The sequence below is a fragment of the Pseudarthrobacter sp. S6 genome (genome assembly GCF_050156575.1).
Lineage (GTDB): Bacteria > Actinomycetota > Actinomycetes > Actinomycetales > Micrococcaceae > Arthrobacter.
Window position 1 is genome coordinate 430871 of record NZ_CP189581.1, and the last position, 26222, is coordinate 457092.

The following is a 26222-nucleotide window of genomic DNA, read 5'->3' on the forward strand; positions in this document are numbered from 1 at the left end:
ACAGTAGCCCGGCCGCGGCGCCGCGATTCCCGCCGTCCGGCCAGAAGGTGTTGGGTCCGCCGGATTCGATACTCTTGTCTGGTGATCGACGTAAAAGAGCTCAGCGAAAACCCGGACAAGTTCCGTGCCAGCCAGCGCGCCCGCGGCGCAGACGAATCAGTGGTGGACGCGATCATCGCCGCGGACTCCGCCAGGCGTGCCGCCCTGATCCGCTTTGAAAACCTCCGCGCCGAGCAGAACGTTTTCGGCAAGAAGGTGGCGCAGGCCAAGGGCGACGAGAAGAAGGCCCTGCTCGCCGAGGTCAAGGAACTGGCCAACACTGTGAAGGCCGCATCGGCCGAAGCGGACGCTGCCCAGGCCAAACAGGACGAACTGCTGCGCACCATCCCGAATCTTATTGAAGACGGTGTCCCCGAGGGCGGCGAGGAGGACTACGTGGTGGTCAAGACCGTTGGCACGCCCCGAGGGTTTCCCGATTTCGAGCCGAAGGACCACCTGGAAATCGGTGAGCTGATCGGCGCAATCGACATGGAGCGCGGTGCGAAGGTGTCCGGCTCCCGCTTCTACTTCCTGCGCGGCGTGGGTGCACGCCTGGAGATGGCGTTGCTGCAGATGGCCATGGACCAGGCCATCGAGGCGGGCTTCGTACCCATGATCACGCCTACTCTGGTGCGCCCCGAAACCATGCAAGGCACCGGCTTTGACGTAAAGCACGACGCCGAGATCTACCGTCTCGCTGAGGACGACCTTTACCTGGTGGGCACCTCCGAGGTTGCCCTGGCCGGTTACCACGCGGACGAGATCCTGGACCTGACGGCCGGCCCCATCCGGTTTGCCGGGCAGAGCTCCTGCTACCGCCGCGAGGCCGGTTCGCACGGCAAGGACACCCGCGGCATCATCCGCGTGCACCAGTTCAACAAAGTGGAGATGTTCGTCTACACCACGGTGGAAAAAGCCGCAGCCGAACACGAACGGCTGCTGGCGTGGGAAGAGGAGATGCTGGCCAAGTGCGAGCTTCCGTACCGGGTGATCGACACCGCTGCCGGGGACCTCGGCATGTCTGCGGCCCGCAAGTTTGACTGCGAAGCCTGGGTTCCCACGCAGGGTGCCTACCGTGAGCTCACATCCACCTCGAACTGCACCACGTTCCAGGCCCGGCGCCTGAACATCCGCGAGCGTGTGGTCAACGACGAAGGCGTAGCCAAGGGAACCCGTGCCGTGGCCACGCTGAACGGCACGCTGGCCACCACCCGCTGGATCGTGGCCATCCTGGAGCACCACCAGAACGCCGACGGCTCGGTCAACGTCCCGGCCGGACTGCAGAAGTACCTCGGCGGGATGGAAGTCTTCCCGGTCCTGTAGCATTCGCTGATCCCTGGACGCAGGATTCATGGGCTTGCCGGATGTTAACACTCACACCGTGGATAACCCTGTGAGTATTAACCGGGTGTTCATGGGCGCTGTGGCCTGCGTCCTAGCCGGTGCAGGGGGTCTCTGGTCTACTGGATGTATGACTACATTGACTGAAACCACAGTCGCTGGCATCGATGACCAGCGGATCGCAAACGAATACACCACCAAGTTCATGATTGCCCTGGACGTGGACGGAACCTTGGTGGACCACGACGGGCACATGTCCGTGCCCGTCCGGGAGGCCGCAAAGGCCGTGGTCGCGGCAGGGCATGACGTTCTGATCGCAACCGGCCGCTCGCTAAACGCCACGCTGCCCATCATCGAGCAGATCGGCATCCAAAGCGGTTACGCCGTCTGCTGCAACGGCGGCGTGACACTGCGGCTGGATCCGGACCTGGCTGATGGCTACGAAATCATCCATAAGGCCACCTTCGATCCGGCCCCGGCGCTCCGGGCGTTGCGGGAGAAACTGCCCACCGCGAAGTATGCGCTGGAAGACGAGGACGGCAACTTCCTGTCCACGGAGCGATTCCAGGACGCCAGCTTCGGCGTAGAGGCTATCGGCGTTGACTTCCAGACACTGCTGGAAGCCACCGCCGTCCGGCTGGTGGTGTTCAGCACCGAAAACACCCCGGAAGAATTCACCGCAACCATCCAGGAGATCGGCCTGGCCGGTGTCACGTACTCGGTCGGATGGACCGCATGGCTGGACATCGCCGCGGAAGGCGTCACCAAGGCCAGCGCGCTGGAACGGCTCCGCGGCCAGTTGGGGACTGAACCCCACCGGACTGTGGCCATTGGCGACGGCCGCAACGACATCGAAATGCTGGGCTGGGCCGGGCGCGGAGTCGCCATGGGCCAGGCCGCGGAGGAAGTCATCGCCGCCGCGGATGAGGTCACGCATTCAGTATTCGACGACGGCGCCGCGCACGTGCTGCGCAGCCTCCTGGTGTAGGGCTGCTTCCGCCGCGCCTCGTCTCAAGTTTTTGGCCAGATGATGCCGTCTGATTGCCTGAAACGGGCACTATCTGGACAAAAACTCCCAAGCGGGGGCAGGATGGGCTAGTTCTCGTCCGTCCAGTTCGGTGGCCAACGCCGTCAATGGACCCACACCGTCCAAGTCCAGATTCTTGAGATCGGTCAGCCCCTTGGACTCGCCGATCCGCCGCCCGTAATTCAACCGGCTCGGGTCGTCCACCAGGACATGCAGCAGCCCCCCGCTGGGAATCACGATGGCACGCTCGCCCAGTTCACAGCTGAGCGTGCCGAGCGGGAGACCGTCAAGGGAGAACTGCCCCCGGTAGCGGACCTCCCCGAAGGCCAGAACACCGCCGCGCTCCAGGGTGCGCCCGTTGAGGCAGAAGACGCGGTACTGCCGTGACCGCTGACTCCGGCCGGGCCGGCCGTACCGCCTGGTAGACCCGTTTGCCGGGGCCTTACGGCATCGCAGCGTTAGCTGACGCGCCGCCGTCGCAACCGGAGCGCACGGTGCAGGACACGGCCCGCTTCCTGCCCGGACTTTCGGTCCTTCGTGCCGGACTGGCAGACGCCGATCCGGCGACCGCTTTCGAGGCGCTGTTGGCCGAGGAGGATATCCCGGTGGGCGAGCTGGCTCACCGCCTGGGCATCAGCCCGCTCCTGGCCTCGCCGGCTACTACGACCAGCCCCACCTGATCCGCACCTCCCGGCGCTTCAACGGATTTACGCCGTCGGTATACCTCCGGCTCATCCGCCAGCACGGCCCCGAGTACGCCACCTTCGTTCCCTTGGAAACCCCGACGGCGGTCCGCTGAGCGGGTGCCCATCGTGCCCGCTGCGGGCTGCGGCTTTTCTACAAGACAGTGCGGTGTTTGTGGGAACATTCCTGCTCGCCGTGGTGATGGCCGTGGTGCTAGCCGCCTTCATCGGCAACGGCGGCGTGAGCCAGCTGTGTTCAGCGCACCTCGAGGATGAGGGCCAGCAGCCGTGCGGCGGCGGGACGGGCAGCGTGTTCCTCGTTCCACTGGGCCCTGGCCACTCCCTTGCTAACGGCCTGGGTGGTAATTCCGAGTTCCTGGGCCACCGCCTTCTGCTGTCCGCGGACCCCGGGGGTCATGAGGTCAAGAACGCGCCATTCAGCCCCGGATCTGTTTCGCACAATATGGCCCAAGAGCCGCAGCACAGCCTCGGCCTCGTGGGCGATTTCCGCCAGCGGTCCTTCCACGGCGACCGGGATGCGTTCTTTGCTGTTCCGGAGCCGGTCCACCGCGCGCCGGGCGTAGATCAGGCCGTGACCGGAGGCATCCTTGATCTGGTTCGGCAGCGGTTCGTTGACTGGCCCGACGCCCAGCCCCACGTACCAGGAACCGCATCGCAGGGCGATCAGGGCTGCCTCCACGGCTTCGTGCGGGCAGTCCACAATGCCTTGGACTTCATCCTCCACAGAGCGGTCGAAGTCCAGGCGCGCGGGGATGTGCCGCAGGTCCTTCAGCAGCTGAGGGACGCGGTCGCCGTCGCGCCGGCTGTCGGTCTGGTTGATGGTCAACGTGAACATGTGGATCAAAGACTACCGGTTAGTAGTTGGCCCAAGGCAAGTCGGCGAGGGGTCTTGATTCAGGCAAGGTCAAGACTCGTGGCCGAGCTGATCTGAAGGGGACGCAGCGCCTGCAGTCCGGGAAACCGAACAGATCAGGCCCATGATTGCCGTGGGCTTCTTCGGAGCAGCCCTGCCTTTGTAGCTACGGGCCAACATGCCCCCGGCCTGCCGCCGTCCCTCGATGCCGTCGTGGTCCAGGACCGGCTGGACATCAGGGTTCCGGGGCCCGGCGAGGAATGGCAGAGAGGCGTCCGGCTAGCCAACCGGATAGTCGCTGCCGGTTTACTGCGGGGGTCATGCAACCGACCTTACCGCCGCCATGCTGGACGCTCCGTGACACGCGGACGGGGTTCTGAGACGCTAGTGTGCGGAGGGCCGGCGGCCCGGGGCCCGGAGGGACACATACACATGCCGTGGCTTGATGTGCTTGGCAATGACATCCACTACACGGCAGGACCTTCTGGTGGCGGCCATCCGCGACGTTGTATCCGGCACCTGAGAAAGCTCCCCGGGCTTACAGCGAGCGGTACTCGAGTGCCCCGGGAATCCCGCCAGCCTGACCAAGGCCGTCGCCGCGGGCAAAGTCCGCCCACAGCCGGCGCACCTCACGGCCCACGGCGTCGATCTCATCCCAGGTTGCGCCCTTGAGGAGTCCTGCGTCGGCCCAGGTCTGCTGGTTTCCGAACAGCAGCGGCAGGTCAACGGTGTGTGCGGCGCGGTAAAAGTTTCCCGGTGCGCCCCAGGACAGCAGGTAGCTGTAGGCCTTGCCTCCCGCGCGGGCGTGGCGGCGGGCAAATTTGCGGGCAGATCGGCCGTAGACTGCCTCCGTCACCGCCCAGTTGATGGCTTTCACGGCGACCGCACCCAGCCCCGGGACCTTGCCCAGAAGGCTGACCACGGGACTCCGGGGAAGGAACAGGCGGGCCTCGTCGGAGGTGTGCCCGATCAGCACCTCGATGCCCGGGGCCGTGGCGTTCCAGGCCGCCTCAACGCGTGATTCAGGTGGCAGCGGGGCGTGCCCGTATTGGGTGCCGAACGGCATGGCTGCCATCAGGCCGTATTTCCGGGCCACCTGGGACACGTGGTCTTCGATGTCCACCACGTCCAGCATCGGGGTGTCTTCCGTGACGGCTTCGGCCGCGATGCCCATGGCGCGGCTCATCTTGTGCCGGCCGCGGGTGATCCCCAAAGGTGCACTCTGGATGATGGCCCGCTGAAACAGGGACGGCGCCTCCGGAGTGGCCATGAGGTGGACTACGGAGTCACCGCCTGCGGACTGCCCGAACGCGGTGACCCGCCCCGGGTCGCCGCCGAAGGCCGCGATGTTGCGCTGCACCCACCGGAACGCTTCCAGTTGGTCCAGGAGGCCGAGGTTCGCGGGTCGGCCGGTGCCGGTGGACAGGTAGCCGAACAAGCCCAGCCGGTAGGTCACGGACACCACGACGACCCGGTTCTCGGACACCAGGGACTTGGCGTCAAAGATCGCCAGGTCGCCGGAGCCCGACGTGTAGGAACCGCCGTGCAGCCACACCATGACCGGGACGTGCTCGCCGTCGGCAAGCCCTTCCGGAACGGTGATCGATAGGCGCTGGCAGTCTTCACTTCCGGGGAGCTCGCCATACCGGGTACCCAGGACGTCGTCCAGGAACGGAACAGGGCCCTGCGGGCAGGCGGGTGCGAGGGTGGTGGCGGCATAGTCGGCGGTCCAATCGGACGCGGTCACCGGAAGTTGAAAACGGCCCGCGGTGGCGTAGGGAATGCCGGTGGCCCGCAGCACCGAACCGTCCCGCCACCCGGTGATCGGTCCGCACGGAGGATTAAACGAAGGCTCGGAACTCACAGGGCAACGATTCCACAGAAACGCCGCGGCCGGTTAACGGGCAACGCGGGGTCACTTACGGCCCTTGTCCGTCGTCCGGATGGGCGTTAAGTGACCCCGCGTTGCAGTTGCGGAGCGGTGGCTAGTGCGCTGCCGGCACGAAACGCTTGATGGAAGCTTCCAGCTCGGCCTCGGCGGCGGCGCGGTCGCCCCAGCCCTCGGCCTTGACCCACTTGCCCGGCTCCAGGTCCTTGTAACGGGTGAAGAAGTGCTCGATTTCCTTGATCAGGAATTCGCTGACATCGCTGATTTCCTGGATGTGGTCAAAGCGGGCGTCAACCGGGACGCACAGGACCTTGGCGTCGCCGCCGCCGTCGTCGGTCATGTTGAAAACCCCGATGGGGCGGGACTCAACAATGACGCCGGGGTGCAGGTCGAAGTCCTGCAGGAGCACCAGTGCATCCAGCGGATCGCCGTCTTCGCCCAGGGTGTTCTCGAAGAACCCGTAGTGCGTGGGGTACTGCATGGAGGTGAAGAGGACGCGGTCCAGGCGGACGCGGCCGGTCTCGTGGTCAACTTCGTACTTGACTCGTGATCCCTTGGGGATCTCGATGGTCACGTCGTGCTTCATGGAATGCTCCTCGGCAATTGCAGGGGGGGGGGGGGTCGCGGCACAGGAGACGAACAACAAAAAAGGAGTGTCGGTGCCGCCGACTACTATTGAGGATATAGCGACAGGCCCAGGTTTCAGGAACTTGCGGGGAAATTTCAGGACTTGAGGACCAGCACCAACATGAAGGAAACATCGGGCGCAGGCGCGTTCCGGCGCACGGTTCAGCGCGGGCTGCAGGCCTGGCCCACCGCGCTGCTCTTGGCCGTGATCGTTATCCTGGCACTCCCCGCCGTGTGGCTGGTTGCCCCTGCTTTCGTCGTCCCGCCGCCGGCAGCGACGCCGGTGGTGCCCGCCTGGCAGCAGCTCCCGGCCACGCTTTCCGCCCGTCAGGGCCTGGCTCCGCTTACGGAGTCGGCGCCCGTTCCGCTGCCCGCCGCTGTCGCCGCGCAGTTGGACGCCTTGTTAAAGCCCGACGGCGACGGCAGCTTCACTGGGCTTGTCCAGGATGCGCTCACTGGCCAGGTCCTGTTTGACCGGGGCGGTTCGGAGAGCCGGATCCCTGCCTCCAATATGAAGCTGCTCACCGCTGTGGCCGCACTCCGGGCGATCGGGCCGGACCGCCGTTTCGGCACCAGGGTTCTAGCTGGGCCCGCCCGCAATCAGGTGGTGCTGACCGGCGGCGGCGACGTCCTCCTGGGCGCCGGTGAGTCCGCGCCCAACCAGGTGATGGGCCACGCAGGGCTCGCCACCCTGGCCACCGCCACCGCGGACGCGCTCCAGGCCATTGGAACAACCGGCGAGCTGAAGCTTCTGGTGGACGATTCCCTGTTCAGCGGCCCTGCACTGAACCCAGCCTGGGCTGACGGCGACGTTGCAGCGGGCGAGGTGGCCCCCTTGTACCCGCTGGCGCTGAACTCGGCGCGCTTTGACCCGGCCGTGACGACCGGCCTGCGCCCCCAGGACTCTGCAATCACCGCCGCGGAGGCGTTTGCCGCGCAGCTCAAGACGGCAGGCGCCGCTGCGGGACTCACGGTAGCGGCCGGCGTCGAACGTTACACGGAGCCTTCCGGCGATGCGCTCCCCGCTGAAGAGCCGGGGGTCCTTGCCGAAGTCCAGTCCGCCACGGTGGGCCAGCAGGTGGACCTGATGCTGCAGACCTCGGACAACTATCTGGCGGAGGTCCTGGGTCGGATGGCTGCGTCGGCGGCCGGGGAGCCCGCCAGCAATGACGGCGCCACCTCAGCAGTCCGCACACAGCTCGTGGACCTGGGGATCCCCACTGACACCATGCGTCTGGCCGATGTGTCCGGGCTGGCGTTGGCGAACCAGGTCTCTGCCCGCCAGTTCGCGGAAGTGGTGCGTGCCATCACCTCCGGTACCGACACCAGGTTGCTGGCTGCGCTGGATGGATTTCCGGTCGCCGGGCTGACCGGAACGCTGGACAGCCGCTACGGGGATGGCACCACTGCCCGCGGCGCCGGCCTGGTGCGGGCCAAGACCGGGACCCTAAACTCGGTGATCGCACTCAGCGGATACGTGGTGGACGCAGACGGGCGGCTCCTGGTCTTCTCGTTCATCGGCAACGGTTTGACGCCTGGCGCTGCAGCTAACAGGGAGGCCCTGGACCGGGCCGCCACGGCGCTCGCCGCGTGCGGCTGCCGCTAAGGCTGGCAACTCGCTAGGACGTAGCGGAATGTCCCGAGTTCGCGGCAGGAGTTGCCTGTGCCGCCGCCGAAACCGAGGACTCCCCGGACAAACGAGCGCTGGGGCGGTACGGATCATGGGGTTCTCCTCGATGCGGGGCGGTTCTGTGGTCCCTACTTTGCCCGCGCTTGCTAGCAGGGCGCTTTCGGCATCCTGTGCGCCGGATGTGCCTGCGGACATCGCCTGAGGCCCGATGCGCCGGTGACCGTTCGCCGGTCAGCGAACTTAAGGACCATCTGCCGTCCGCTGTGATGTGATGGGGACTATGGAGACCACTGCGCGTGATTCGTCAGCCCCGGCATCGTCCAGCCCCGCCCAGGCCCTGATCAACTGGGACTTGGCCGCGTCCACAGCGGCCCGGTTGGCCTCCTCGGGGCCCACCCTCAACTCTGCGGAAATCGGCGAAGCCGTGGACAGCCTGCGCCGCCTCGCGGACGCCTCCGTCCCGCACGTCCACGAAATCACGGGCCTCGAAGCCGCAAGGGACCTCCGCGACTCCTCTGTCCTGGTGGTGGACCGGGCCAGCTGGGCCAAAGCCAACACGCAGAGCTTCGCCGTGATGCTCAAACCCGCGATGGAAAAAATGCTCGAAAGCCGCCGCGGCAACGTCAGCCCGGCGGCGGCCAGCGTCAGCGGCGCCGTCACCGGCAGCCAACTCGGCGCTGTCCTGGCGTTCCTGTCCAGCAAGGTTTTGGGCCAGTACGATCCGTTTGCCGCGCTCGCCGAAGGTTCCAAAGCGCCGGCAGCCGGCCGCCTGCTTCTTGTGGCGCCCAACATCGTGGCTGTGGAGCGCGAACTCAACGTCACGCCGGAGGATTTCCGGCTCTGGGTCTGCCTTCACGAACAGACGCACCGCGTGCAGTTTGCCGCCGCGCCCTGGCTCCGCCACCACATGCTTTCCGAGATTGACAACCTCAGCGGGCACCTGCTGGGCAACGTTGATTCGCTGATGGAGCGCGCGTCCGCCGCCGCACGTTCCCTCAGAGACCGGACCGCCACCGGCGATACTCCCGGCCGCGGCGCCATCCTGGACCTGCTGCAGAATCCCGAGGAGAAGGCGTCCCTGTCCCACCTGACGGCAGTCATGAGCCTGCTGGAGGGCCACGCCAATGTGGTGATGGATTCCGTCGACGCCAGCATCGTCCCCTCGGTCAGGACTATCCGGCAGCGCTTCACCGACCGTGGCAAGGAGCGCGGCGTGATGGAGAAATTCATCCGCAACCTCCTGGGCTTGGACGCCAAGATGCGCCAGTACTCCGACGGCGCCAATTTTGTCCGCGCCGTCGTGGCGGTGGCCGGCATGGAGGGCTTCAACCGGGTGTGGGAATCCGCCGAAAACCTCCCCACCGAGCCCGAAATCCATGACGCCAAGCTGTGGGTTGACCGGATGGGTCTGTAGGTGCCCCACGCCCCGAATGTGCCGGACGCCCGTACGGCTTTACCCGGCCGACGGCGGCCCGGCAGGCTCGCGCCCGTCGTCGGCAAGGCGCGCAAGATGGTCCAGAACGCCCTGGCAGAGGCCGGCTATCCGGGGCACGTGCTGGTGGCCTGCAGCGGTGGTCCCGATTCGATGGCCCTCGCGGCGGTGGCGGCCTATTTTGCCCGCCGCGGCCACGTTGACGGGCACGCCCTGACGGTGGGCGCGGTGGTGGTTGACCACCAGCTGCAGGAAGGCTCGGCCAAGGTGGCTGCCGCCGCAGTCCGGACATTGCAGGAACTGGGCCTCTCCCCGGTGGACCTCCGGACCGTTACCGTCGCCAGCACCGGGATGGGCCCGGAAGCGGCCGCCAGGGATGCCCGCCACGCAGCGCTGGAGGCTGCGGCCGGGGATCACGGGGCCACCGCTATCCTGCTCGGGCACACTCTGGATGACCAGGCCGAACAGGTCCTGCTGGGGCTTGCCCGCGGCTCCGGCACACGCTCGCTGGCCGGTATGCGCCCTGCCCGCGGCCTGTTGCTGCGGCCGTTCCTGGGCCTGCGCCGCGCGGATACCCTGGAGATCTGTGTCGTCGAGGACCTTGAGCCCTGGCACGATCCCAGCAATTCGGACCCGTCGTTTGCCCGCTCCCGGACCCGGGTGGAAGTACTGCCGCTGCTCGAGGAAAAACTCGGCCCCGGCGTGGCTGAATCGCTGGCCCGGACCGCGTCCATCCTGCAGCTGGACGCTGACTATCTGGAGGACGTGGCAGATCGCACATTTGCCGCCTTGGCCGAGCGGTCCGGACTCGAGATCGGCCTCCCGGAGGAGGCCCTGGGGGATCTTTCCCCGGCCATCAGGTTCCGGGTCATCGCCAAGGCAGCGGCCGACGTCGGGGGCCAACAGCCCAGCTACCAGCGCCTTCTGGCAGCGGAAGCGCTGCTGCGCCGGCAAGGTTCTGCCGGTCCCGTGGAGCTGCCAGGCGGGGTGAGCGTGTACCGGCTGTCCCTCGCCGAGCTGGCCCAGCGGGACGCGGCGGAAACTCGGCCCGCGACCCCAGACAGCGGCGCCCCCGTTCCCCGTGAAGCGGCCCGCTGTGGGAAGCTAGTATTCCGGCCTCAAAAACCGCCCCAAGAATAGTCGCACCCCGCATCTACACAGGAGCCATTGGTGGATTCAAACGACGTCCAGGCAGACCTCAAGCACGTTCTCTACACCAAGGAACAGATCCAACAGCGGATCGCTGAGCTCGCCGCGCAGATCGACAAGGACTACGAAGGCCGCGAAATCCTTCTGGTCGGTGTACTCAAGGGCGCTGTGATGGTTATGGCCGATCTCGCCCGCGCGCTCCACAGCCACGTTTCGATGGACTGGATGGCAGTGTCCTCCTACGGCTCCGGCACCCAGTCCTCGGGTGTTGTCCGGATCCTGAAGGACCTGGACACGGACCTGATGGGCAAGGACGTCCTGATTGTCGAAGACATCATCGACTCCGGCCTGACCCTGTCCTGGCTCAAGACCAACCTGGAATCCCGGGGCACCGCTTCTGTGGAGATCTGCACCGCCTTCCGCAAGCCCACGGCCGCCAAGGTGGAGATCGACGTCAAGTACATCGGCTACGACATCCCCAACGAGTTCGTGGTGGGCTACGGCCTGGACTACGCCGAGAAGTACCGCAACCTGGACTTCGTGGGCACGCTCGCCCCGCACGTTTACGAGTAAAGATTTAGGCACGGCAATGCCGGCGGCGGCCTCTTCGGAGGCCGCCGCCGGCATTTAAGCTGCCGAACCTACAGGATCCGCCCGTGCCGCCGTCGGAATCCTCCTGGCGGCCGGCCACACCCGCATCGGCTTCCTTAACAACACCAACGACGTCCCCGCCACCCGGGACCGCCTCCGCGGCTTCCGGGCAACACTCACGCAGGCAGGGCTCGACGGCGACGCGGCACCTGTCGAAGCGGAGATCTCCGCAGTGCAGGGAGGCTATGAGGCGCCCCACCCGACCATCTTGGACTGCCCGCCGGTGCTGCGCGATTCGGTGGCGGCGCCCGCGCGCTGACCGCTGCCGCGTTGCGCCAGTTACAAGGGCCAAGGCCAGAACCTACCCACACCGTGCTCACGCTGCGCATCGTCGTCGACCATTGCATGGTTGAGGTGTTCGCGCAGGGCGGGAAAGCGGTCCTGACCGACCTGGTCTTTCCGCGCGTTGGAAGCAGGGTTCGTCCATGTTTACCGCGAGCGGCACGGCCATCCTCCGGAAACTGGCTGTCGCCGCAGCCGGGCTGACCTGCGGAGTTCCGCTTTTGCCGTCCGCATCCCGCTACGCCCAGAGGGAACTTTTGCGCAGCACCGTGCGTGAATTACTCCGAACGGTGTATAGCTAGTAGCTGATGCAGGACCACACGCGCGCAGACTCACTCGCCGTGCAGCACTACCAGGAGGGACGGGGCCAGCCCCCGAACAGATGAAAGCTAAGAGTTTCTTGAAGGGCCCGGGCATCTGGATCGTTGTTGTGATCGCCATGCTCCTTGTGGCTTTTGCAACACTGGCTCCCGGTGGTGCGGCACGGATCGATACGGACAAGGGCCTTGAGCTCCTTGCCGACAGCGGCAAGGTTGAGCAGGCAAAAATCTTCGACGGCGAAAACCGCGTTGACCTGACCCTCAAGGACAACCTGGATGTCAACGGGCAGGACAAGGGCAAGAGCGTCCAGTTCTTCTTTGTCGACGCCCGCGCCGCCGACGTCGTCAAGGCCGTCACGGCTGCCAAACCCGCCAACGGCTACACGGACCAGCCGATCGAAAGCAACTGGTTCTCCGGCCTGCTTTCGCTGCTTATCCCTGTCATCCTGCTCGGTGCGCTGTTCTGGTTCCTGATGACCCGGATGCAGGGCGGCGGCTCGAAGATCATGCAGTTCGGCAAGTCCAAGGCCAAGATGGTCAACAAGGACATGCCGCAGGTGACTTTCGTGGACGTAGCCGGCGCGGACGAGGCCGTGGAGGAGCTCCAGGAAATCAAGGAGTTCCTGCAGGAACCCGCCAAGTTCCAAGCTGTGGGCGCCAAGATCCCCAAGGGCGTGCTGCTCTACGGCGCTCCGGGAACCGGCAAGACTCTCCTGGCCCGCGCGGTCGCCGGCGAGGCCGGCGTGCCGTTCTTCTCCATCTCCGGCTCGGACTTTGTCGAAATGTTTGTCGGCGTGGGCGCGTCCCGTGTCCGCGACCTTTTTGAGCAGGCCAAGGCCAACTCTCCGGCCATCATCTTTGTTGACGAGATTGATGCGGTCGGACGGCACCGCGGTGCCGGGATCGGCGGCGGCAACGACGAACGCGAGCAGACCCTGAACCAGTTGCTGGTTGAAATGGACGGCTTCGACGTCAAGACCAACGTCATCCTGATCGCGGCCACCAACCGTCCCGACGTCCTGGACCCGGCACTGCTGCGTCCCGGCCGTTTTGACCGCCAGATCTCGGTGGACGCCCCGGACCTGATCGGCCGCGACCAGATCCTGCAGGTGCACGCCAAGGGCAAGCCGATGGCCCCGGGCGTTGACCTCAAGGCCGTGGCGAAGAAGACTCCGGGCTACACCGGCGCAGACCTCGCCAACGTCTTGAACGAGGCAGCCCTGCTGACCGCGCGCTCCAACGCCAACCTCATCGATGACCGCGCCCTCGACGAGGCCATCGACCGCGTTATGGCAGGCCCGCAAAAGCGCAGCCGCGTGATGAAGGAACACGAACGCAAAATCACCGCATACCACGAAGGCGGACACGCCCTGGTGGCGGCTGCCCTGAGGAACTCGGCGCCGGTCACCAAGATCACCATCCTTCCCCGTGGCCGGGCCTTGGGTTACACCATGGTGGTCCCGGAGAACGACAAGTACTCCATCACCCGCAACGAACTGCTGGACCAGATGGCCTACGCAATGGGCGGCCGCGTGGCGGAAGAGATCGTCTTCCACGATCCCTCCACGGGAGCCTCCAACGACATCGAAAAGGCCACCTCCACGGCCCGCAAGATGGTCACCGAGTTCGGTATGAGCGAGCGTGTCGGCGCGGTACGCCTGGGCCAGGGCGGCGGCGAACCCTTCCTGGGCCGCGACGCCGGGCACGAGCGCAACTACTCGGACCAGATCGCCTATGTGGTGGATGAGGAAGTGCGCCGCCTGATCGACCAGGCGCATGACGAGGCGTACGCCATCCTCACCGAAAACCGGGACGTCCTGGACCAGCTGGCCCTGGAACTCCTGGAACGGGAGACCCTCAACCAGGCCGAGATCGCGCACATCTTCACGGACATCCGCAAGCGTGACTTCCGCGAGGTATGGCTGTCCAAGGAGACGCGACCGGTCCAGCAGGCCGGCCCCGTTGAGTCCCGCCTGGAGAAGTCTGAGCGCGAAGCCCAGCAGGAAGCCAAGGAAGCCCGCCTCGAGGAACCGCTGGACGCGCTGCCGCCGCACCCGCAGGGTGTCCCGGATGACGCTGCGTTCCAGGGCGGCATCCCCGACTCGGGGCCTGACGCCACGCACGGCTAAGCTTTCTTCTGTGACTCACATCGACGACGACGACGCACCCGCCTCCGCCGGACACCCGGCGGAGGACGGATCCCACCACAATAAGCACGAGAAGGTGGACCGGCCCCGGATCGAGGCGGCCGTCCGTGAAATCCTCCTGGCCATTGGCGAGGACCCGGACCGCGGAGGCCTCGTAGACACCCCCAAGCGGGTGGCCAAGGCCTACGCCGAAGTGTTCGCGGGACTGCACCACGATCCCGCTGACGTCCTCTCCACCACGTTTGACCTGGACCACGAAGAACTGGTCCTGGTCAAGGACATCCCGTTCTACTCAACGTGCGAGCACCACCTGGTGCCGTTCCACGGGGTTGCCCATGTCGGCTACATTCCCTCCCACGACGGCAAAGTGACCGGGCTCAGCAAGCTGGCACGCCTCGTGGATATCTACGCCCGACGCCCCCAGGTGCAGGAGCGGCTCACCACCCAGATCGTCGAAGCAATGGTCAGCCACCTCAAGCCGCGTGGCGCGATCGTCGTTGTCGAATGCGAACACATGTGCATGTCAATGCGCGGTGTCCGCAAGCCCGGAGCAAAGACCGTCACCAGCGCGGTCCGCGGGCAGCTTCATGACCCGGCCACCCGTGCCGAAGCCATGAGCCTCATCCTCGGAAGGTAAGTAACAGACCATGGACTCACTCGCTGCAGCCCCGGGAACCGGGCCCGCAACATCTCCGCTGCCCATCCTGCGCAAACCGCGCCCGGCCGCGACATTCGCGGACCTGCCCACCGGCCGCACCCTGGTGATGGGCATTCTGAACGTTACCCCGGACTCCTTCAGCGACGGCGGAAAGCACCCGACGGCGGACACCGCCATCGCGGCGGGCCTGCGGATGTTCTACGCCGGAGCGGACATCATCGATGTCGGCGGCGAATCGACTCGTCCCGGCGCGGAGGATGTAACCCTGGCGGAAGAACAGCGCCGGGTGATCCCAGTCATCGAAGCCCTGGTCAAGGCGGGCGCCCTGGTCAGCATCGACACCACTCACGCGGCCACGGCCGCTGCCGCCCTGAAGGCCGGCGCCGCCATCATCAACGACGTTTCCGGGCTGACCATCGAGCCGGAGATGGCCGAGCTCGTAGCCGCGTCCCAGGTGCCGTATATCCTCACGCACCGCCGCGGCGACGCCCGCACCATGGACTCCCTGGCCCAGTACCACGACGTTGCCGGCGAAGTGGTGGCTGAACTGGCCGGCGTCCGCGACAAGCTCTACGCAGCCGGGGTGGGCAAAGAGCAGATCATCGTGGACCCGGGCCTGGGCTTCGCCAAGAACGACGCCCAGAACTGGGAGCTCCTGCAACACCTGGACCAGCTGGACAGCCTGGGGCACAAGCTCCTGGTTGCCGCCTCCCGTAAGCGCTTCCTGGGCACACTCCTCACGGTCGCCGGCAAGTCCGCCGTCCCGGAGGAACGCGACGACGCCACGGCCGCGATCACCGCGATCAGCGCGGCCCGAGGGGCCTGGGCCGTCCGTGTGCACGACGTCGGTCCCAGCCTTGACGCCGTCAAGGTGGCCGCGCGGATGGCTCACGCCCCTACCACCACCTAGGCCGGGCACCCATGGACAGGATCACGCTGAGCGGTGTCACCGCCGTCGGCCATCACGGAGTCTTCGATTTCGAGCGCCGTGAGGGCCAGCCGTTTGTGGTAGACGCCGTGCTGCATCTGGACTTCGCCAAAGCGGCAGTATCCGACGACGTCCGGGACACCGCCCACTACGGCGAGGTGGCTGAGCGGATCACGGACTGGATCACGGGGGAGCCGCTGAACCTGATCGAGGCACTGGCCGTACGGATCGCGGATGGCTTGCTCGCCGAATTCACCATCCAGGCCGTGGACATCACCGTCCACAAGCCCAAGGCGCCCATCGAGGTGCCCTTCGGCGATGTGGCCGTCAGCGTGCACCGGGAGCGACCATGAGCGGCGGGTACACCAAAGCCGTCCTGGCCCTCGGGAGCAACCTGGGCGAGCGGAACGACACCCTGTCCGAGGCCGTTGCTGACCTGGTGGACCCGCCGGAGGTTCGCCTGCAGGCCGTTTCCCCGGTGGTGCAGACCAAGGCCGTGGGCGGCCCGGCCGGCCAGCCCGACTTCCTGAACATGATCATCACCGTGGAAACCACGCTGTCCCCGGCGGAGCTGCTGAAGCACTGCCAGGCTGTGGAAAACAAGCACCTCCGGGTTCGTGAAGTGCGCTGGGGACCCCGGACGCTCGACGTCGACATCATCACCTACGGCGACCTCACCAGTGACGACCCGGTCTTGACCCTGCCGCACCCGCGCGCCGCCGAACGCGCCTTTGTGCTGTATCCGTGGTCGCTCATCGAGCCGGCGGCCACCCTCGGCGGGGAACGCATCAGCGAGCTGGCTGCCCGCGCCCCCGACTTTGGCGACCTCACCCCGTTCGACGGTTTCGGCGACTACGACGGCGTCCCCACAGCCGGGACGGTCGAGTAACCCGTGAAGCCCATCAACCCCGTGCGCCTGCTGCTGATCGGCGTGGTCCTGACCGTGGCCGGCTGGTCTGCCACCGTGGTGACCACCCGCTACAGCATGGCCACGCCCGTTCTTCCGGCCACCGCGTTGGCCACCATGGGCGTGATTGTTGCCATCACCCTGGTTCTTGGCATCCGCGTGCTCCGGTGGCGCAACAGCACCAAACGCAAGAAGGCGCTGGACCCGATCCTTGCCGCCAGGACCTTGGTGCTCGCCCAGGCGTGCGCCTACGCCGGCACCGTCCTGCTGGGCTGGCACGCGGGGATCTTCCTGGACCAGCTGCGGATCTGGAACCTGCGCAGCGACCAGGACATCACCTGGGTGGCAATCGCGGTTGCTGCCGGCGGCTTGGTGATGATCGTCGTCGGCCTGCTGGTGGAACGGTTCTGCAAGATCCCGCCCGAAGATACCGATGCAGCGCCCGGTGACGGGAAACCCGGCCGAGGGGTACGTGGCGAAGCCGCAGGGGAAGGCGAATATGCGTACAGAGGCGATTGATCCGCCGGGCATCACCTGGCAGCGGGTATCCCCGAAATACGTCACGGTGCGGCTGGTGGAGTGGGCGATCGGCAACCTGATCACGGTGATTGTCCTGACCCTGCCACTCATCTTTGTCCTGCTCGGCTGGTGGCGGTGGCCGCCGCTGTGGCTGGCCATCACCGTCCCGGCGGTGACCCTGGTGCTGGCCATCTGGCGGCTGCTGCTGATCCCGCGCCAGGTGCGCGCCATCGGTTACGCCGAGCGGGACGATGACCTGCTGATCCGCGGCGGCATTTTCTTCCAACGGACCATGACGGTTCCCTATGGCCGCATGCAGTACGTGGACATCGGCGTGGGCCCGGTGGAACGCGGGCTGGGACTCTGCACGCTCAAACTCCACACCGCCTCACCCGGAACCAACGCCACCATCGCCGGCCTGCCCGCTGCGGAGGGGACACGCCTGCGCGAGCAGCTCGCCGCCCGCGGCGAAGCCAGGCTGGCAGGGCTGTGACGGCAGACGTTCCCGGGACAGGCGCGCGGAGTGCAGTTCCGGTAGCGCCCGACGGCGAGTGGCTGCGTGTGCACCCGGCGTCCCCCTTTGTGCGCGGCTGGGTGGCCCTGGCGGCCATCGGGTTTTTCTTCGGCCGGGACTTTTTCGAGCGGTTGCTGCAGGGCCGTCCGCTCTTCGAGGAGGACTTCGCCGGCCGGGCACCCTGGCTGGTGGCCGGCGGTGGCATCGTCCTGGTGGTGACCGTGCTCGGCTTCATCCTGACCTGGTACTTCACCAAGTACCAGGTCTCCGAAGGGTACGTCCGGGTCAACTCCGGATTCCTCTTCCGCCAGCAGCGGCAGGCCCGGCTGGACCGCGTCCAGGCCATAGACATCGTGCAGCCCCTCCTGGCCAGGATCTTCGGCCTGGCCGAACTCAAGTTCGAGGTGGCCGACGCCGGCGAATCGGCCGTCAAGCTGGCCTACCTGCGGATGGACGACGCCCGCCAGCTCCGGGCCACCATCCTGGCACGGGCCGCCGGCGTGGTCCCGGACCCGGCCCGGCCGCAGGAGGCCGCACCCGAGGCACCCGAATACCCGGTACTGTCCGTGCCGCCGTCGCGCCTTATCGGTTCGCTGTTGCTCAGCGAGCAGAGCTTCTTTGTGGTGGTGGGCGGCATCGCCTCCGGGATCCTGTCCGCGGTGACCGAAAACCGCGGCTTCTTCTTCTACCTGATCCCCGCGGTGCTGGGCCTAGCCGCCAGCTACTGGGGCTCCTTTAACAAGGGCTACAACTTCACCGCGGCCATTTCGCCGGACGGGATCCGGCTCCGCTATGGGCTCTTGGACACGCAGGCGCAGACGCTGCCCCCGGGCAGGGTCCAGGCGCTGAAAGTTGCCCAGTCCCCGCTTTGGCGGATCTTCGGCTGGTACCGGATCCAGGTCAACGTGGCCGCTTACGGGGCGGCCGGAAGCAACGGCGAGACTGCGTCCCGGACCACCCTGCTGCCCGTGGGCAAGCTGCCCGACGTGATGAGCATGCTGGCACTCGTGCTGCCGGATCCCGGAACGCCGAAGCCCGGACGCGTATTCGAGGCCGGGCTTTCAGGCCTGGATTCCGACGGCGGTTTCGTCACCACCCCGCACCGCGGCCGGTTCCTCGCGCCGCTGGCCTGGCGCCGCAACGGCTTCGCCACCACGGACACCGCCCTGCTGCTCCGCTCGGGCCGGTGGTGGCGGGAACTGGTGGTGGTCCCGCACCAGCGCACCCAGTCAATGGCACTGCACCAGGGCCCCCTTGCGCGGCGGTTCCGTGTGGCGGACCTTGTCCTGCACACCACGGCGGGACCGGTCTCGCCGCGGCTCACCCAGGCCGGACTTGACGAGGCCCGGGCCCTTTTTGATGCCCAGTCCGCCCGCGCCCGGCTCGCCCGCAAGCGGCAGACCAGCGAACAATGGCTGGCAACGGTGGTTCCCGCACCGGTGGTCGCGCCCGTCGTAACCCCTGTGGTTGTGCCGACCCAAACCCCCCTGCCGCAACAAAGTCCCCAACAGGAAGGCCCGCAACGTGGCTAAGCCCGGACGCCTTGGCGTCGGAATCATCGGTGCCGGGAAAGTGGGTGCCGTCCTTGGTGCGGCGTTGCGCTCGGCCGAGCACGCCGTCGTCGGGGTTTCCGCGGTGTCTGAAGCCAGCCGTGAGCGTGCGGAGACTCTGCTGCCGGGCGTTCCCATCCTGGAGATCCAGGAGATTGTGGAACGATCCCAACTGGTGCTCCTGGCCGTGCCCGACGACGCCTTGGCCGGGCTGGTGGACGGCCTCGCCAAACTCGGGGCGTGGCAGCCCGGACAGATCGTGGCGCACACCTCAGGCCGGTTCGGCGTGGGGGTGCTCCGCCCGGTGCGCGCCGCCGGAGCCATTCCCCTGGCGCTGCACCCCGCCATGACGTTCACGGGCATGAGCCTGGATTTGACGCGCCTGCTGGACTGCACGTTCGGCGTCACGGCGGACGCCGCGATGCTGCCCATTGCGCAGGCACTGGTCGTTGAGATGGGTGCCGAGCCCGTGGCCATCGCCGAGGGGGACCGGACGCTGTACCATGCGGCGCTGGCCCATGGCTCGAACCATATGGTCACCCTGGTGGCGCAGGCTTCCCAGCTGCTCCGCGACGTTGGCGTGGACGCGCCGGAGCGGATGCTGGGACCCTTGCTGCGGGCCACGCTGGAGAACGCGCTCGCCTCCGGGGAATCGGCGTTGACCGGGCCTGTGGCCCGAGGTGACGTCGGGACAGTGGCGGCCCATGCTGAGGTGCTGCGGGAGTACGACGCCGGCGCGCATGGCGATGTGCTGGAGGCCTACCTCGCCATGGCCCGCGCCACAGCACGGCGGGCAAGCAGCCGGGGGCTGCTCAAAGCGGATCAAGTGGCGGCCATCCGCGCGGCCCTGGAAGAGGAGAACTGACATGGCCACGCAACTGGTGACAACTGCCGCAGAGCTCCGCGAAGCGAGTGCCCGGCTGCTCGCCCAGAAGGCGGGCAGATCCCAGGGCCTCGTGCCCACCATGGGCGCGCTGCACGAAGGGCACGCCCGCCTGGCGCGGACCGCCGTCGAACAGAACGACGTAGTGGTGGCGTCGATTTTTGTGAACCCGCTGCAGTTCGGCGATGCGGTGGATTTGGACCGGTACCCGCGGACCCTTGACGCCGACTGTGCCCTGCTGGAAGAACAGGGCGTGGACCTCGTGTTTGCGCCGCCGGTGGAAGAGGTCTATCCCGGCGGCGAGCCGCTGGTGCGTGTGACCGCCGGCTCCCTGGGGGAAAAATGGGAAGGCGCCTCACGGCCGGGACATTTCGACGGCGCCCTCACAGTGGTTGCCAAACTGCTGCACTACGGCATCCCGGGCTCAGGGCTTCCGCCTGCCGGTGCTTTTGCTTCCGGCGGCGGGGGACTGCCGGCCTACCGGGCTTACTTCGGGCAAAAGGATGCCCAGCAGCTGGCTCTCGTGCGACGGATGGTGGCGGACCTGAACTTCCCGGTCGACATTGTTGCCGTTCCCACGGTCCGGTCCGAGGACGGGCTGGCCCTCTCAAGCCGCAACCGGTTCCTATCAGACGAGGAGCGGGAAGCCGCCCTGGTGTTGTCGCGGGCGCTGCGGCTCCTGGCGGAGCGGGCGGACGCCCACCAGCCGCTTGATCTGGAATCCGCCCAGGCCTTGGTGGAATCCCAGCCGTTGGTCGGACTGGATTATTTCGACGTAGTGCATCCCGGCACCCTTGAGCCTTTGGCCGAAAACTGCCGGAAAGTCCCGTTCCGTGGCGAGGGCCTGGCTATCATCGCGGCCAAGGTGGGGCCGGTCCGGCTGATCGATAACGTGCCGCTCAGCAGCTGATATGTTGCGTCCGGCTCCAGGCGCGTAGGGCCTCGGATCCCTGTCCGACTGTGCGCGTATGGGCTATGCTGAAATTGTTGCCCCAGACCTTGGCATCGCCCTATTCGGCGTACTCTAGGAGGACCAGTTCCACGCAGGGCGCCCCACACTTCCTCCGCAGTTAGCCCGGGCCTTATGTGTTGCCCGGTGCATCTGTCCAGTGCAGCCTTATGCACGGCCAGCGGGACGCCGGCCTGCATTGCCCGTTCCCGTGGCAGACCGGCCACGCTCAAGTCAGGAGCGCATCCAATGATCCGCACAATAGATGACGGACGGTCGTATCTCGTCAAAGTGAATGACGCGGGCGTCCTGGACGAATATTTGAATTCGGCCGTTGACCTGGCCCGCCAGTATGCCTCCAGCACTGCCCTGTGCGGGATTCTGGTAACCCGCCACGCGCTGAATACCCGCGTGCTGATTGAGCAGGCGAAAGGCGTCATTGCCCATACGGCCGGGGTGGACATGGATGCAGCGTTCAACCTGCTGCGGAGCCATGCACGCGCCAACAGCCAGAGCCTGCATACGACCGCCGGACAGATTGTGGACCGCAGCCTCACCTTGCAAAGCCGTCCGCTCTAAGCCTTTCTACGGCGGTTGCCTCATGCTGAATCGCGGGCGGGCGCACATTGCGGCGCAGGAGCGTGTTGCTCTACTGCGTTGATCCACCCTGCGGGTCGCGGTTGATCATCAGCTGCTGCAGAAGTGCGCGCTCGGGTTTCCCAGGATTCCGGGCGACGCAACGGCGTAACCTGGCCCGGGCAAGTTCCTCGCCGGGGGCTGTTCCGCGGAGCACTTCATCGATGATTTCCTGCGCCTGCCACCGCAGGGATTCCCGGGCGAAGTAACGGATCTCGGCGGACGCAGCCGTACTTTCTATCCACGGGTCAGTGTCGTTACACGGGATAAAATCGAACGTTCGCTCTGCTGGCATCGGGGCCTCCTTGCACCAAGCCGACGAGGCCTTTTAAGGGTACCGTCGGCGTCATAGCACTGCGTTGGAAAAAACATTACAGCGAGTAAGACCGGTCTGTCTGCACCTGGAGTAAACTATTCCTACGATGATTTTTGATGCAGACCACGCTGCAGAGCCCCCCCTGTCTCCTGCGGATTTACCCGCCGAGGCGGCAGTTGCTCCTGCCGATTCCAGGGGCCGGATCCTGGCTGTGGCGTATGAACTGTTTTCCCGCCGCGGGGTGCGGGACGTAGGTGTTAACGAACTGATCGAACGTTCCGGCGTCGCCAAGGCAACGTTTTACCGGCACTTCCCGTCCAAGGACGCACTCGTCCTGGCGTTCCTGGAGCAGCGGGACCAAATATGGACAGTTGATGCCATCGTCGGCCAGGCCAAACTGCGCGGCACAACCCCCGCCGAACAACTGCTTGCTATCTTCGACGTCTTCGGCGACTGGTTTCTCCGCGAAGACTTCGAAGCCTGCTCCTTCATCAACATCCTGCTGGAAATGGGCCCGGCCCATCCGCTGGGCCAGGCCAGCATCGACTACCTGGCCAGGATCAGGGGCCACGTGCAGGCCCTCGCAGAGCAGGCCGGGTTGGACCACCCGGAGGATTTCGCCCGGTCCTGGCACATCCTCATGAAGGGGTCCATCGTCTCAGCCACCGAAGGTGACACCCAGGCGGCGAAGCGGGCCCAGCAGATGGCCGGCTGGCTGATCGAGCACCACCGCAGCTGACAACTGGCACTCCCGCGCGAATGGCCCCTTAAGCCCCGCCCACGAATGCTGCGTTCCCTCGATGCCGAGCACCGGATTGCAAGGAATCAGGCGAAGCCCGGTTAATCCGGCCGGCTCCGAGGCGGCATACTGGATCAAGGTCCGGGCCGAACTAAAAACCTGTGTCCCCGGAATTAGTCCGGACGGTAGAGTGTTGGAATCTGCAGCGAGGTTGCTCGCGAGCCACTTCATTCTTACTCCCTGAGGGAATACCCGTGTCTACAGAAGTCTCTTCGAACGCCTCCGGGCAGCCCGGGCCGGTAGCAGCGCCGAAGTCCGCCGCGCCGGAGAAGATGTCCCGCGAATCGGTGACCATCATCGCCACCCTGCTCGTGGCGACCTTTGTGGTGATCCTGAACGAGACCATCATGAATGTGGCCCTGCAGCGGCTGATGGTTGACCTGCGTGTGGACGCGCCCACCGTGCAATGGCTCTCCACCGGCTTTATGCTCACCATGGCGGTGGTCATCCCCACCACCGGGTTCATCCTCCAAAGCCTGCCCACGAGGGCCGTCTTTATGCTGGCCATGGGTCTGTTTGCCGGCGGCACCGCCCTGGCGTCGGTGGCTCCCGGTTTTGAGGTCCTGCTCCTGGCCCGCATCGTCCAGGCCAGCGGCACCGCCATCATGCTTCCGTTGCTGATGACCACCATCCTCACCCTTGTCCCGCTGGCCAAGCGCGGCGCCGTCATGGGCAACGTCAGTATCGCCATCTCCGTAGCGCCGGCCATGGGCCCCACTGTCTCCGGGCTGATCCTGGAGCATTTCACCTGGCGCTTTATGTTCGTTTTTGTCCTCCCGGTCGCCCTGGCCGCGCTGGCCATCGGCGCCAAGTACCTGACGAACGTGGGTGAAACCGAGAAGACCAAGCTCGATTTCCCCTCCGTGCTCCTGACGGTTCCTGCCTTCGGTGGCTTGGTGTACGGCCTGAGCCAGATCGGCGGCGGCCAAAGCGGTCCGGGCACCATGGCCATCGCCGCGCTGGTCATCGGCGTCGCCAGCCTGACGGTCTTTGTGCTCCGCCAGCTCCGGCTGCAAAAGTCCGAAGCCCCGCTGCTGGATCTCCGCGCCTTCAACTTCAGGATGTTCACGGTCTCCGTGCTGCTGATGGTGGTGGCCATGATGGCGCTCTTCGGCGGTGTGATCCTGCTGCCCCTTTATCTGCAGGAAATCCGCGGCCTGGGCTCGCTGGAGACGGGTCTCGCGCTGCTTCCGGGTGGCCTGGCGATGGGCCTGCTGGGCCCGTTTATCGGCCGGCTGTTCGACAAAGTGGGCCCGCTGCCGCTCACCCTTACCGGTTCCGTGCTGATGGCGCTGGCGCTGTGGCAGTTTTCAATGCTCGACGCCGGCACTCCGGTCTGGTGGATCATCACCCTCCATGTGGGGCTCAGTTTCGGCCTGGCGCTGCTGTTCACGCCGGCATTTACCACCGGCCTGAACCCGCTGCCGCCGCATCTTTACTCTCACGGCTCGGCGATCATGAGCACCGCCCAGCAGGTAGCCGGTGCCGCCGGAACGGCGCTGCTGGTGTCCATTTTTGCCGTGGTCTCGGCCGCGTCGGGGCTCGTTGCCGGCATGAGTGCAGCGTTCCTGACGGCAACCGTGATAGCCCTCGCCGCCGTCGTACTCTCTGCGATGATGCGCAAAACCGAAGGTGCCGCCCCGGGCCACGGCGCCCACTAGCCCACTTTTAACCCAACGCGGGGTCACTTAGCGCCCATCCGGCCCACGGGAATGGGCGCTAAGTGACCCCGCGTTGCTGTTAGCCGGAGAAGAAGTCGCTCAGCTCGGTGATGAGCTTGTCCGGTGCACGGAGGACGCCGTCGTGGCCGGCTCCCGGCAGGATGGTGTAGCTGGAGCCGGACAGGACATCATGGATCTGGCCGCAGGCAACACCGAAGTACGCAGGGCTCTTCTCGCCCACGATAATCAGCGTTTCCAGGGGCAGCTCCAGGAACGGCTCGGCCGGCATGTCCGCTGCGATGATGGCCTTGATTTCCCGGACGCCGGTGCGCATCAGTTCACGCTGCTGCTTGCCTTCGGAAGTGCCCGCGGTGAGTTTGTTGGCCAAGGTCAGCATGGACAGCGGCATGCGGGATGAAAACGCTCCGCCCGCCTCAAGCCCGCGCTGCAGTACGGCTAAGGCGCGGTCGTCGTCCCCGGCGGCCGTGGCGCGTTCGTATTCGGCAGTCCAGTCGGCCTTCACACTGCGGTTCACGGACACGGCGGGGTCATACACAGCCAGCCGCTCCACCGGAAGGGTCCGGGCCGCGTGCAGGGCCACAGCGCCGCCGAAGCTGTGCCCAAAAACGTCCGTGCTGGAGGTGTGTTTCATTACGGCATCCAGGTCCCGGATGTCCCCGTCCAGCGTGTAATCCTCGGCCTGCGGCGAGGATGATCCGCGGCCGCGGCGGTTGAACGTGTGCACGGGGCGGCCCAACGCGGTGCTGAGTTTCTGGGCGAATTTTGTGTAGTCGGCCGCGGTCACCATGGAGGCCGGGACCACAACCACGCCGGAACCGGCGGAGGCCAGTTCAGCACCGGTGGAAAAGAGCTCCAGCGTGCCGCCGTCGGGGGTCTTGATGTTCTCGCTCGTCATGATCCGAGCCTAGCTGAGCAACCTGCGGAAAGCCTCAGCCCTTGAAGTAATCCGCGATGTCAGCGACAAGTTCCTTAACTGCGGCCGGAATGGAGCCATGGAAGCCGTTAGGTGAGAGCTCGAACGTGCTCCCCGGGACGGCCGCGTGAAGGCGCTGGGCGGTGACCTTGTAGTAGCTCGGGCTCTTGCCGCCCACCATAAAGTGCGTGTTGGCGGGCAGGACGGCGAAGTTCCTTGCATGCTCGGCTTCGCCGTACGCGGCCCGCAGTTCGCCCACGCCGGTTGGCATCAGCCCCCGGAGCATCTTGTTCACTTTGGTGCGCGACACCACAGCCATCAGCCCCGCAAGGACAGGCTCGGGGATCTTCGAGAGCGCGGTGCCAGGCTGCATGCCCTTTTTCATTCGGGCCATGGCATGCCCCACTCGGCCGGCGTTCACCGCGGCCTCGAACTCGTCCAGCCAGGACATGTCGATGCTGCCGTCGATATTGACTGCGGCGTCGTAGACCGCCAGCTTGTCCGGTTCGTATGAGGTGCCTGCGAACTCCTGGACGGCGTTCAGCGCCACCGATCCGCCCAGGCTGTGGCCCAGGACGTTGCGGGCACCCGTCGCATCCATGACCGTGCGGACATCGGCAATTTCCGTGGCCATGGAATAATCCGCCGGCTGCTCGGTGGAGTTGCCCCGCCCACGCCGGTCGTAGACGTCCACTGCCCACCCGTCTCCCAGCCCGTCGGCCAAAGCCATCGAGAACGGCCGGTAGATCAGGGCCGTGAGGAAGGCTCCGCCGATGACCACCACACGGCGTTCTCCCGGCGCATCCTCGGTTCCGTAGCTGTACAAAGCCAGCCTGCCGCCGTCGTGCGTGGGGACTTCCTGTGCTTTCACGCTCCCC

General features: G+C 66.2%; 28 protein-coding genes and 1 pseudogene. 23 read left to right on the forward strand and 6 right to left on the reverse strand.

From position 1 onward, the window contains the following. Positions 1 to 81 precede the first annotated feature (81 nt). From serS to ACQCS0_RS02140, 4 genes are all read left to right on the forward strand, one after another. Entirely contained in the window at positions 82 to 1362 is a 1281-nt protein-coding gene (gene serS / locus ACQCS0_RS02125) for a serine--tRNA ligase (protein WP_354155478.1), read from the forward strand. Positions 1363 to 1510: 148 nt separating this feature from the next. Beyond that, positions 1511 to 2368: an HAD family hydrolase gene (locus ACQCS0_RS02130; RefSeq protein WP_354155477.1), complete on the forward strand. Its 858-nt coding sequence runs from the start codon at positions 1511 to 1513 to the stop codon at positions 2366 to 2368. Between the two features lie 249 nt (positions 2369 to 2617). Continuing rightward, positions 2618 to 2794, forward strand: a complete 177-nt coding sequence (locus ACQCS0_RS02135; RefSeq protein WP_354155476.1) for a hypothetical protein — start codon at positions 2618 to 2620, stop codon at positions 2792 to 2794. A gap of 107 nt (positions 2795 to 2901) precedes the next feature. Next, complete coding sequence (locus ACQCS0_RS02140; protein ID WP_354155475.1) at positions 2902 to 3087, forward strand: hypothetical protein; 186 nt, start codon at positions 2902 to 2904, stop codon at positions 3085 to 3087. Between the two features lie 259 nt (positions 3088 to 3346). On the opposite strand, the gene ACQCS0_RS02145 is transcribed toward ACQCS0_RS02140, so the two are convergent. The 3 genes from ACQCS0_RS02145 to ACQCS0_RS02155 all read right to left on the reverse strand — a co-directional run bounded on the left by ACQCS0_RS02145 (position 3347) and on the right by ACQCS0_RS02155 (position 6438). Next, on the reverse strand, positions 3347 to 3946 hold the full coding sequence (locus tag ACQCS0_RS02145) for a hypothetical protein (RefSeq protein WP_354155474.1): 600 nt from the start codon (positions 3944 to 3946) through the stop codon (positions 3347 to 3349). 556 nt (positions 3947 to 4502) lie between these two features. Continuing rightward, positions 4503 to 5828, reverse strand: coding sequence for a carboxylesterase family protein (locus ACQCS0_RS02150; RefSeq protein WP_354155473.1), 1326 nt, complete (start codon positions 5826 to 5828; stop codon positions 4503 to 4505). Positions 5829 to 5949: 121 nt separating this feature from the next. Next, the gene (locus ACQCS0_RS02155) at positions 5950 to 6438 is read right to left on the reverse strand and encodes an inorganic diphosphatase (RefSeq protein WP_354155472.1); all 489 of its coding nucleotides are present in this window, start codon (positions 6436 to 6438) and stop codon (positions 5950 to 5952) included. Positions 6439 to 6600: 162 nt separating this feature from the next. Here ACQCS0_RS02155 and dacB point away from each other — a divergent pair, with 162 nt between their 5' ends. From dacB to ACQCS0_RS02240, 17 genes and pseudogenes are all read left to right on the forward strand, one after another. Next, positions 6601 to 8085, forward strand: a complete 1485-nt coding sequence (gene dacB / locus ACQCS0_RS02160) for a D-alanyl-D-alanine carboxypeptidase/D-alanyl-D-alanine endopeptidase (protein ID WP_354155471.1) — start codon at positions 6601 to 6603, stop codon at positions 8083 to 8085. Between the two features lie 304 nt (positions 8086 to 8389). Beyond that, entirely contained in the window at positions 8390 to 9523 is a 1134-nt protein-coding gene (locus ACQCS0_RS02165) for a zinc-dependent metalloprotease (RefSeq protein WP_354155470.1), read from the forward strand. 96 nt (positions 9524 to 9619) lie between these two features. Beyond that, positions 9620 to 10681, forward strand: a complete 1062-nt coding sequence (gene tilS, locus ACQCS0_RS02170; RefSeq protein WP_354155533.1) for a tRNA lysidine(34) synthetase TilS — start codon at positions 9620 to 9622, stop codon at positions 10679 to 10681. Positions 10682 to 10711: 30 nt separating this feature from the next. Next, complete coding sequence (gene hpt / locus ACQCS0_RS02175; RefSeq protein WP_282329812.1) at positions 10712 to 11263, forward strand: hypoxanthine phosphoribosyltransferase; 552 nt, start codon at positions 10712 to 10714, stop codon at positions 11261 to 11263. A 73-nt stretch (positions 11264 to 11336) separates the two neighbouring features. After that, positions 11337 to 11534, forward strand: a pseudogene (locus ACQCS0_RS02180) (substrate-binding domain-containing protein); the annotation flags it as partial. A gap of 119 nt (positions 11535 to 11653) precedes the next feature. Continuing rightward, positions 11654 to 11827, forward strand: a complete 174-nt coding sequence (locus tag ACQCS0_RS02185) for a GH32 C-terminal domain-containing protein (RefSeq protein WP_426939083.1) — start codon at positions 11654 to 11656, stop codon at positions 11825 to 11827. Between the two features lie 178 nt (positions 11828 to 12005). Beyond that, positions 12006 to 14072 carry an ATP-dependent zinc metalloprotease FtsH gene (gene ftsH / locus ACQCS0_RS02190; RefSeq protein ID WP_282329811.1) on the forward strand — a complete coding sequence of 689 codons (2067 nt, stop codon included), beginning with the start codon at positions 12006 to 12008 and terminating at the stop codon, positions 14070 to 14072. 10 nt (positions 14073 to 14082) lie between these two features. Next, positions 14083 to 14727 (forward strand): GTP cyclohydrolase I FolE, encoded by a 645-nt coding sequence (gene folE / locus ACQCS0_RS02195; protein WP_354155469.1) that lies wholly within the window; start codon positions 14083 to 14085, stop codon positions 14725 to 14727. A gap of 10 nt (positions 14728 to 14737) precedes the next feature. Continuing rightward, entirely contained in the window at positions 14738 to 15658 is a 921-nt protein-coding gene (folP, locus tag ACQCS0_RS02200; RefSeq protein ID WP_354155468.1) for a dihydropteroate synthase, read from the forward strand. A gap of 11 nt (positions 15659 to 15669) precedes the next feature. Then, the gene (folB, locus tag ACQCS0_RS02205) at positions 15670 to 16029 is read left to right on the forward strand and encodes a dihydroneopterin aldolase (protein ID WP_185262250.1); all 360 of its coding nucleotides are present in this window, start codon (positions 15670 to 15672) and stop codon (positions 16027 to 16029) included. After that, a complete protein-coding gene (gene folK / locus ACQCS0_RS02210; protein ID WP_354155467.1) occupies positions 16026 to 16565 on the forward strand; it encodes a 2-amino-4-hydroxy-6-hydroxymethyldihydropteridine diphosphokinase in 540 nt (179 codons plus the stop codon). Before folB ends, folK begins: the two co-directional genes overlap by 4 nt. A gap of 3 nt (positions 16566 to 16568) precedes the next feature. Beyond that, the gene (locus ACQCS0_RS02215) at positions 16569 to 17102 is read left to right on the forward strand and encodes a DUF3180 domain-containing protein (RefSeq protein WP_160676747.1); all 534 of its coding nucleotides are present in this window, start codon (positions 16569 to 16571) and stop codon (positions 17100 to 17102) included. After that, positions 17083 to 17595, forward strand: coding sequence for a PH domain-containing protein (locus ACQCS0_RS02220; RefSeq protein WP_354155466.1), 513 nt, complete (start codon positions 17083 to 17085; stop codon positions 17593 to 17595). The genes ACQCS0_RS02215 and ACQCS0_RS02220 overlap by 20 nt, the downstream gene beginning before the upstream one ends. Further along, positions 17592 to 19148, forward strand: a complete 1557-nt coding sequence (locus ACQCS0_RS02225) for a PH domain-containing protein (protein ID WP_354155465.1) — start codon at positions 17592 to 17594, stop codon at positions 19146 to 19148. Before ACQCS0_RS02220 ends, ACQCS0_RS02225 begins: the two co-directional genes overlap by 4 nt. Then, positions 19141 to 20031, forward strand: a complete 891-nt coding sequence (locus tag ACQCS0_RS02230; RefSeq protein ID WP_354155464.1) for a DUF2520 domain-containing protein — start codon at positions 19141 to 19143, stop codon at positions 20029 to 20031. Before ACQCS0_RS02225 ends, ACQCS0_RS02230 begins: the two co-directional genes overlap by 8 nt. Before the next feature lies 1 nt (position 20032). Beyond that, positions 20033 to 20959 carry a pantoate--beta-alanine ligase gene (locus ACQCS0_RS02235; RefSeq protein WP_354155463.1) on the forward strand — a complete coding sequence of 309 codons (927 nt, stop codon included), beginning with the start codon at positions 20033 to 20035 and terminating at the stop codon, positions 20957 to 20959. A gap of 288 nt (positions 20960 to 21247) precedes the next feature. After that, on the forward strand, positions 21248 to 21577 hold the full coding sequence (locus ACQCS0_RS02240; RefSeq protein ID WP_354155462.1) for an ANTAR domain-containing protein: 330 nt from the start codon (positions 21248 to 21250) through the stop codon (positions 21575 to 21577). A gap of 70 nt (positions 21578 to 21647) precedes the next feature. Here the strand turns inward: ACQCS0_RS02240 and ACQCS0_RS02245 are convergent, their stop codons facing one another. Beyond that, positions 21648 to 21929, reverse strand: coding sequence for a hypothetical protein (locus ACQCS0_RS02245; protein WP_354155461.1), 282 nt, complete (start codon positions 21927 to 21929; stop codon positions 21648 to 21650). 127 nt (positions 21930 to 22056) lie between these two features. Between ACQCS0_RS02245 and ACQCS0_RS02250 the strand changes: the two genes are divergently transcribed. Together ACQCS0_RS02250 and ACQCS0_RS02255 are read left to right on the forward strand one after the other, a co-directional pair. Then, positions 22057 to 22689, forward strand: a complete 633-nt coding sequence (locus ACQCS0_RS02250) for a helix-turn-helix domain-containing protein (protein ID WP_354155460.1) — start codon at positions 22057 to 22059, stop codon at positions 22687 to 22689. 254 nt (positions 22690 to 22943) lie between these two features. Further along, positions 22944 to 24410 carry a DHA2 family efflux MFS transporter permease subunit gene (locus ACQCS0_RS02255; RefSeq protein ID WP_354155459.1) on the forward strand — a complete coding sequence of 489 codons (1467 nt, stop codon included), beginning with the start codon at positions 22944 to 22946 and terminating at the stop codon, positions 24408 to 24410. A 79-nt stretch (positions 24411 to 24489) separates the two neighbouring features. Here the strand turns inward: ACQCS0_RS02255 and ACQCS0_RS02260 are convergent, their stop codons facing one another. Continuing rightward, positions 24490 to 25326, reverse strand: a complete 837-nt coding sequence (locus tag ACQCS0_RS02260) for an alpha/beta hydrolase (protein ID WP_354155458.1) — start codon at positions 25324 to 25326, stop codon at positions 24490 to 24492. A 34-nt stretch (positions 25327 to 25360) separates the two neighbouring features. Next, positions 25361 to 26215 (reverse strand): alpha/beta hydrolase, encoded by an 855-nt coding sequence (locus ACQCS0_RS02265; protein ID WP_354155457.1) that lies wholly within the window; start codon positions 26213 to 26215, stop codon positions 25361 to 25363. Positions 26216 to 26222 lie beyond the last annotated feature (7 nt).

Bases quoted from the DNA above. Each gene is read 5' to 3' on its own strand.
- folP (WP_354155468.1), top strand. From the start codon at position 14,738: ATGGACTCACTCGCTGCAGCCCCGGGAACCGGGCCCGCAACATCTCCG.
- ACQCS0_RS02135 (WP_354155476.1), top strand. From the start codon at position 2,618: ATGCAGCAGCCCCCCGCTGGGAATCACGATGGCACGCTCGCCCAGTTC.
- dacB (WP_354155471.1), top strand. From the start codon at position 6,601: ATGAAGGAAACATCGGGCGCAGGCGCGTTCCGGCGCACGGTTCAGCGC.
- ACQCS0_RS02260 (WP_354155458.1), bottom strand. From the start codon at position 25,326: ATGACGAGCGAGAACATCAAGACCCCCGACGGCGGCACGCTGGAGCTC.
- ACQCS0_RS02155 (WP_354155472.1), bottom strand. From the start codon at position 6,438: ATGAAGCACGACGTGACCATCGAGATCCCCAAGGGATCACGAGTCAAG.
- ACQCS0_RS02145 (WP_354155474.1), bottom strand. From the start codon at position 3,946: ATGTTCACGTTGACCATCAACCAGACCGACAGCCGGCGCGACGGCGAC.
- ACQCS0_RS02245 (WP_354155461.1), bottom strand. From the start codon at position 21,929: ATGCCAGCAGAGCGAACGTTCGATTTTATCCCGTGTAACGACACTGAC.
- tilS (WP_354155533.1), top strand. From the start codon at position 9,620: ATGGTCCAGAACGCCCTGGCAGAGGCCGGCTATCCGGGGCACGTGCTG.
- ACQCS0_RS02130 (WP_354155477.1), top strand. From the start codon at position 1,511: ATGACTACATTGACTGAAACCACAGTCGCTGGCATCGATGACCAGCGG.
- ACQCS0_RS02165 (WP_354155470.1), top strand. From the start codon at position 8,390: ATGGAGACCACTGCGCGTGATTCGTCAGCCCCGGCATCGTCCAGCCCC.
- ftsH (WP_282329811.1), top strand. From the start codon at position 12,006: ATGAAAGCTAAGAGTTTCTTGAAGGGCCCGGGCATCTGGATCGTTGTT.
- folB (WP_185262250.1), top strand. From the start codon at position 15,670: ATGGACAGGATCACGCTGAGCGGTGTCACCGCCGTCGGCCATCACGGA.
- ACQCS0_RS02220 (WP_354155466.1), top strand. From the start codon at position 17,083: ATGCGTACAGAGGCGATTGATCCGCCGGGCATCACCTGGCAGCGGGTA.
- ACQCS0_RS02250 (WP_354155460.1), top strand. From the start codon at position 22,057: ATGATTTTTGATGCAGACCACGCTGCAGAGCCCCCCCTGTCTCCTGCG.
- ACQCS0_RS02235 (WP_354155463.1), top strand. From the start codon at position 20,033: ATGGCCACGCAACTGGTGACAACTGCCGCAGAGCTCCGCGAAGCGAGT.
- folK (WP_354155467.1), top strand. From the start codon at position 16,026: ATGAGCGGCGGGTACACCAAAGCCGTCCTGGCCCTCGGGAGCAACCTG.
- ACQCS0_RS02240 (WP_354155462.1), top strand. From the start codon at position 21,248: ATGATCCGCACAATAGATGACGGACGGTCGTATCTCGTCAAAGTGAAT.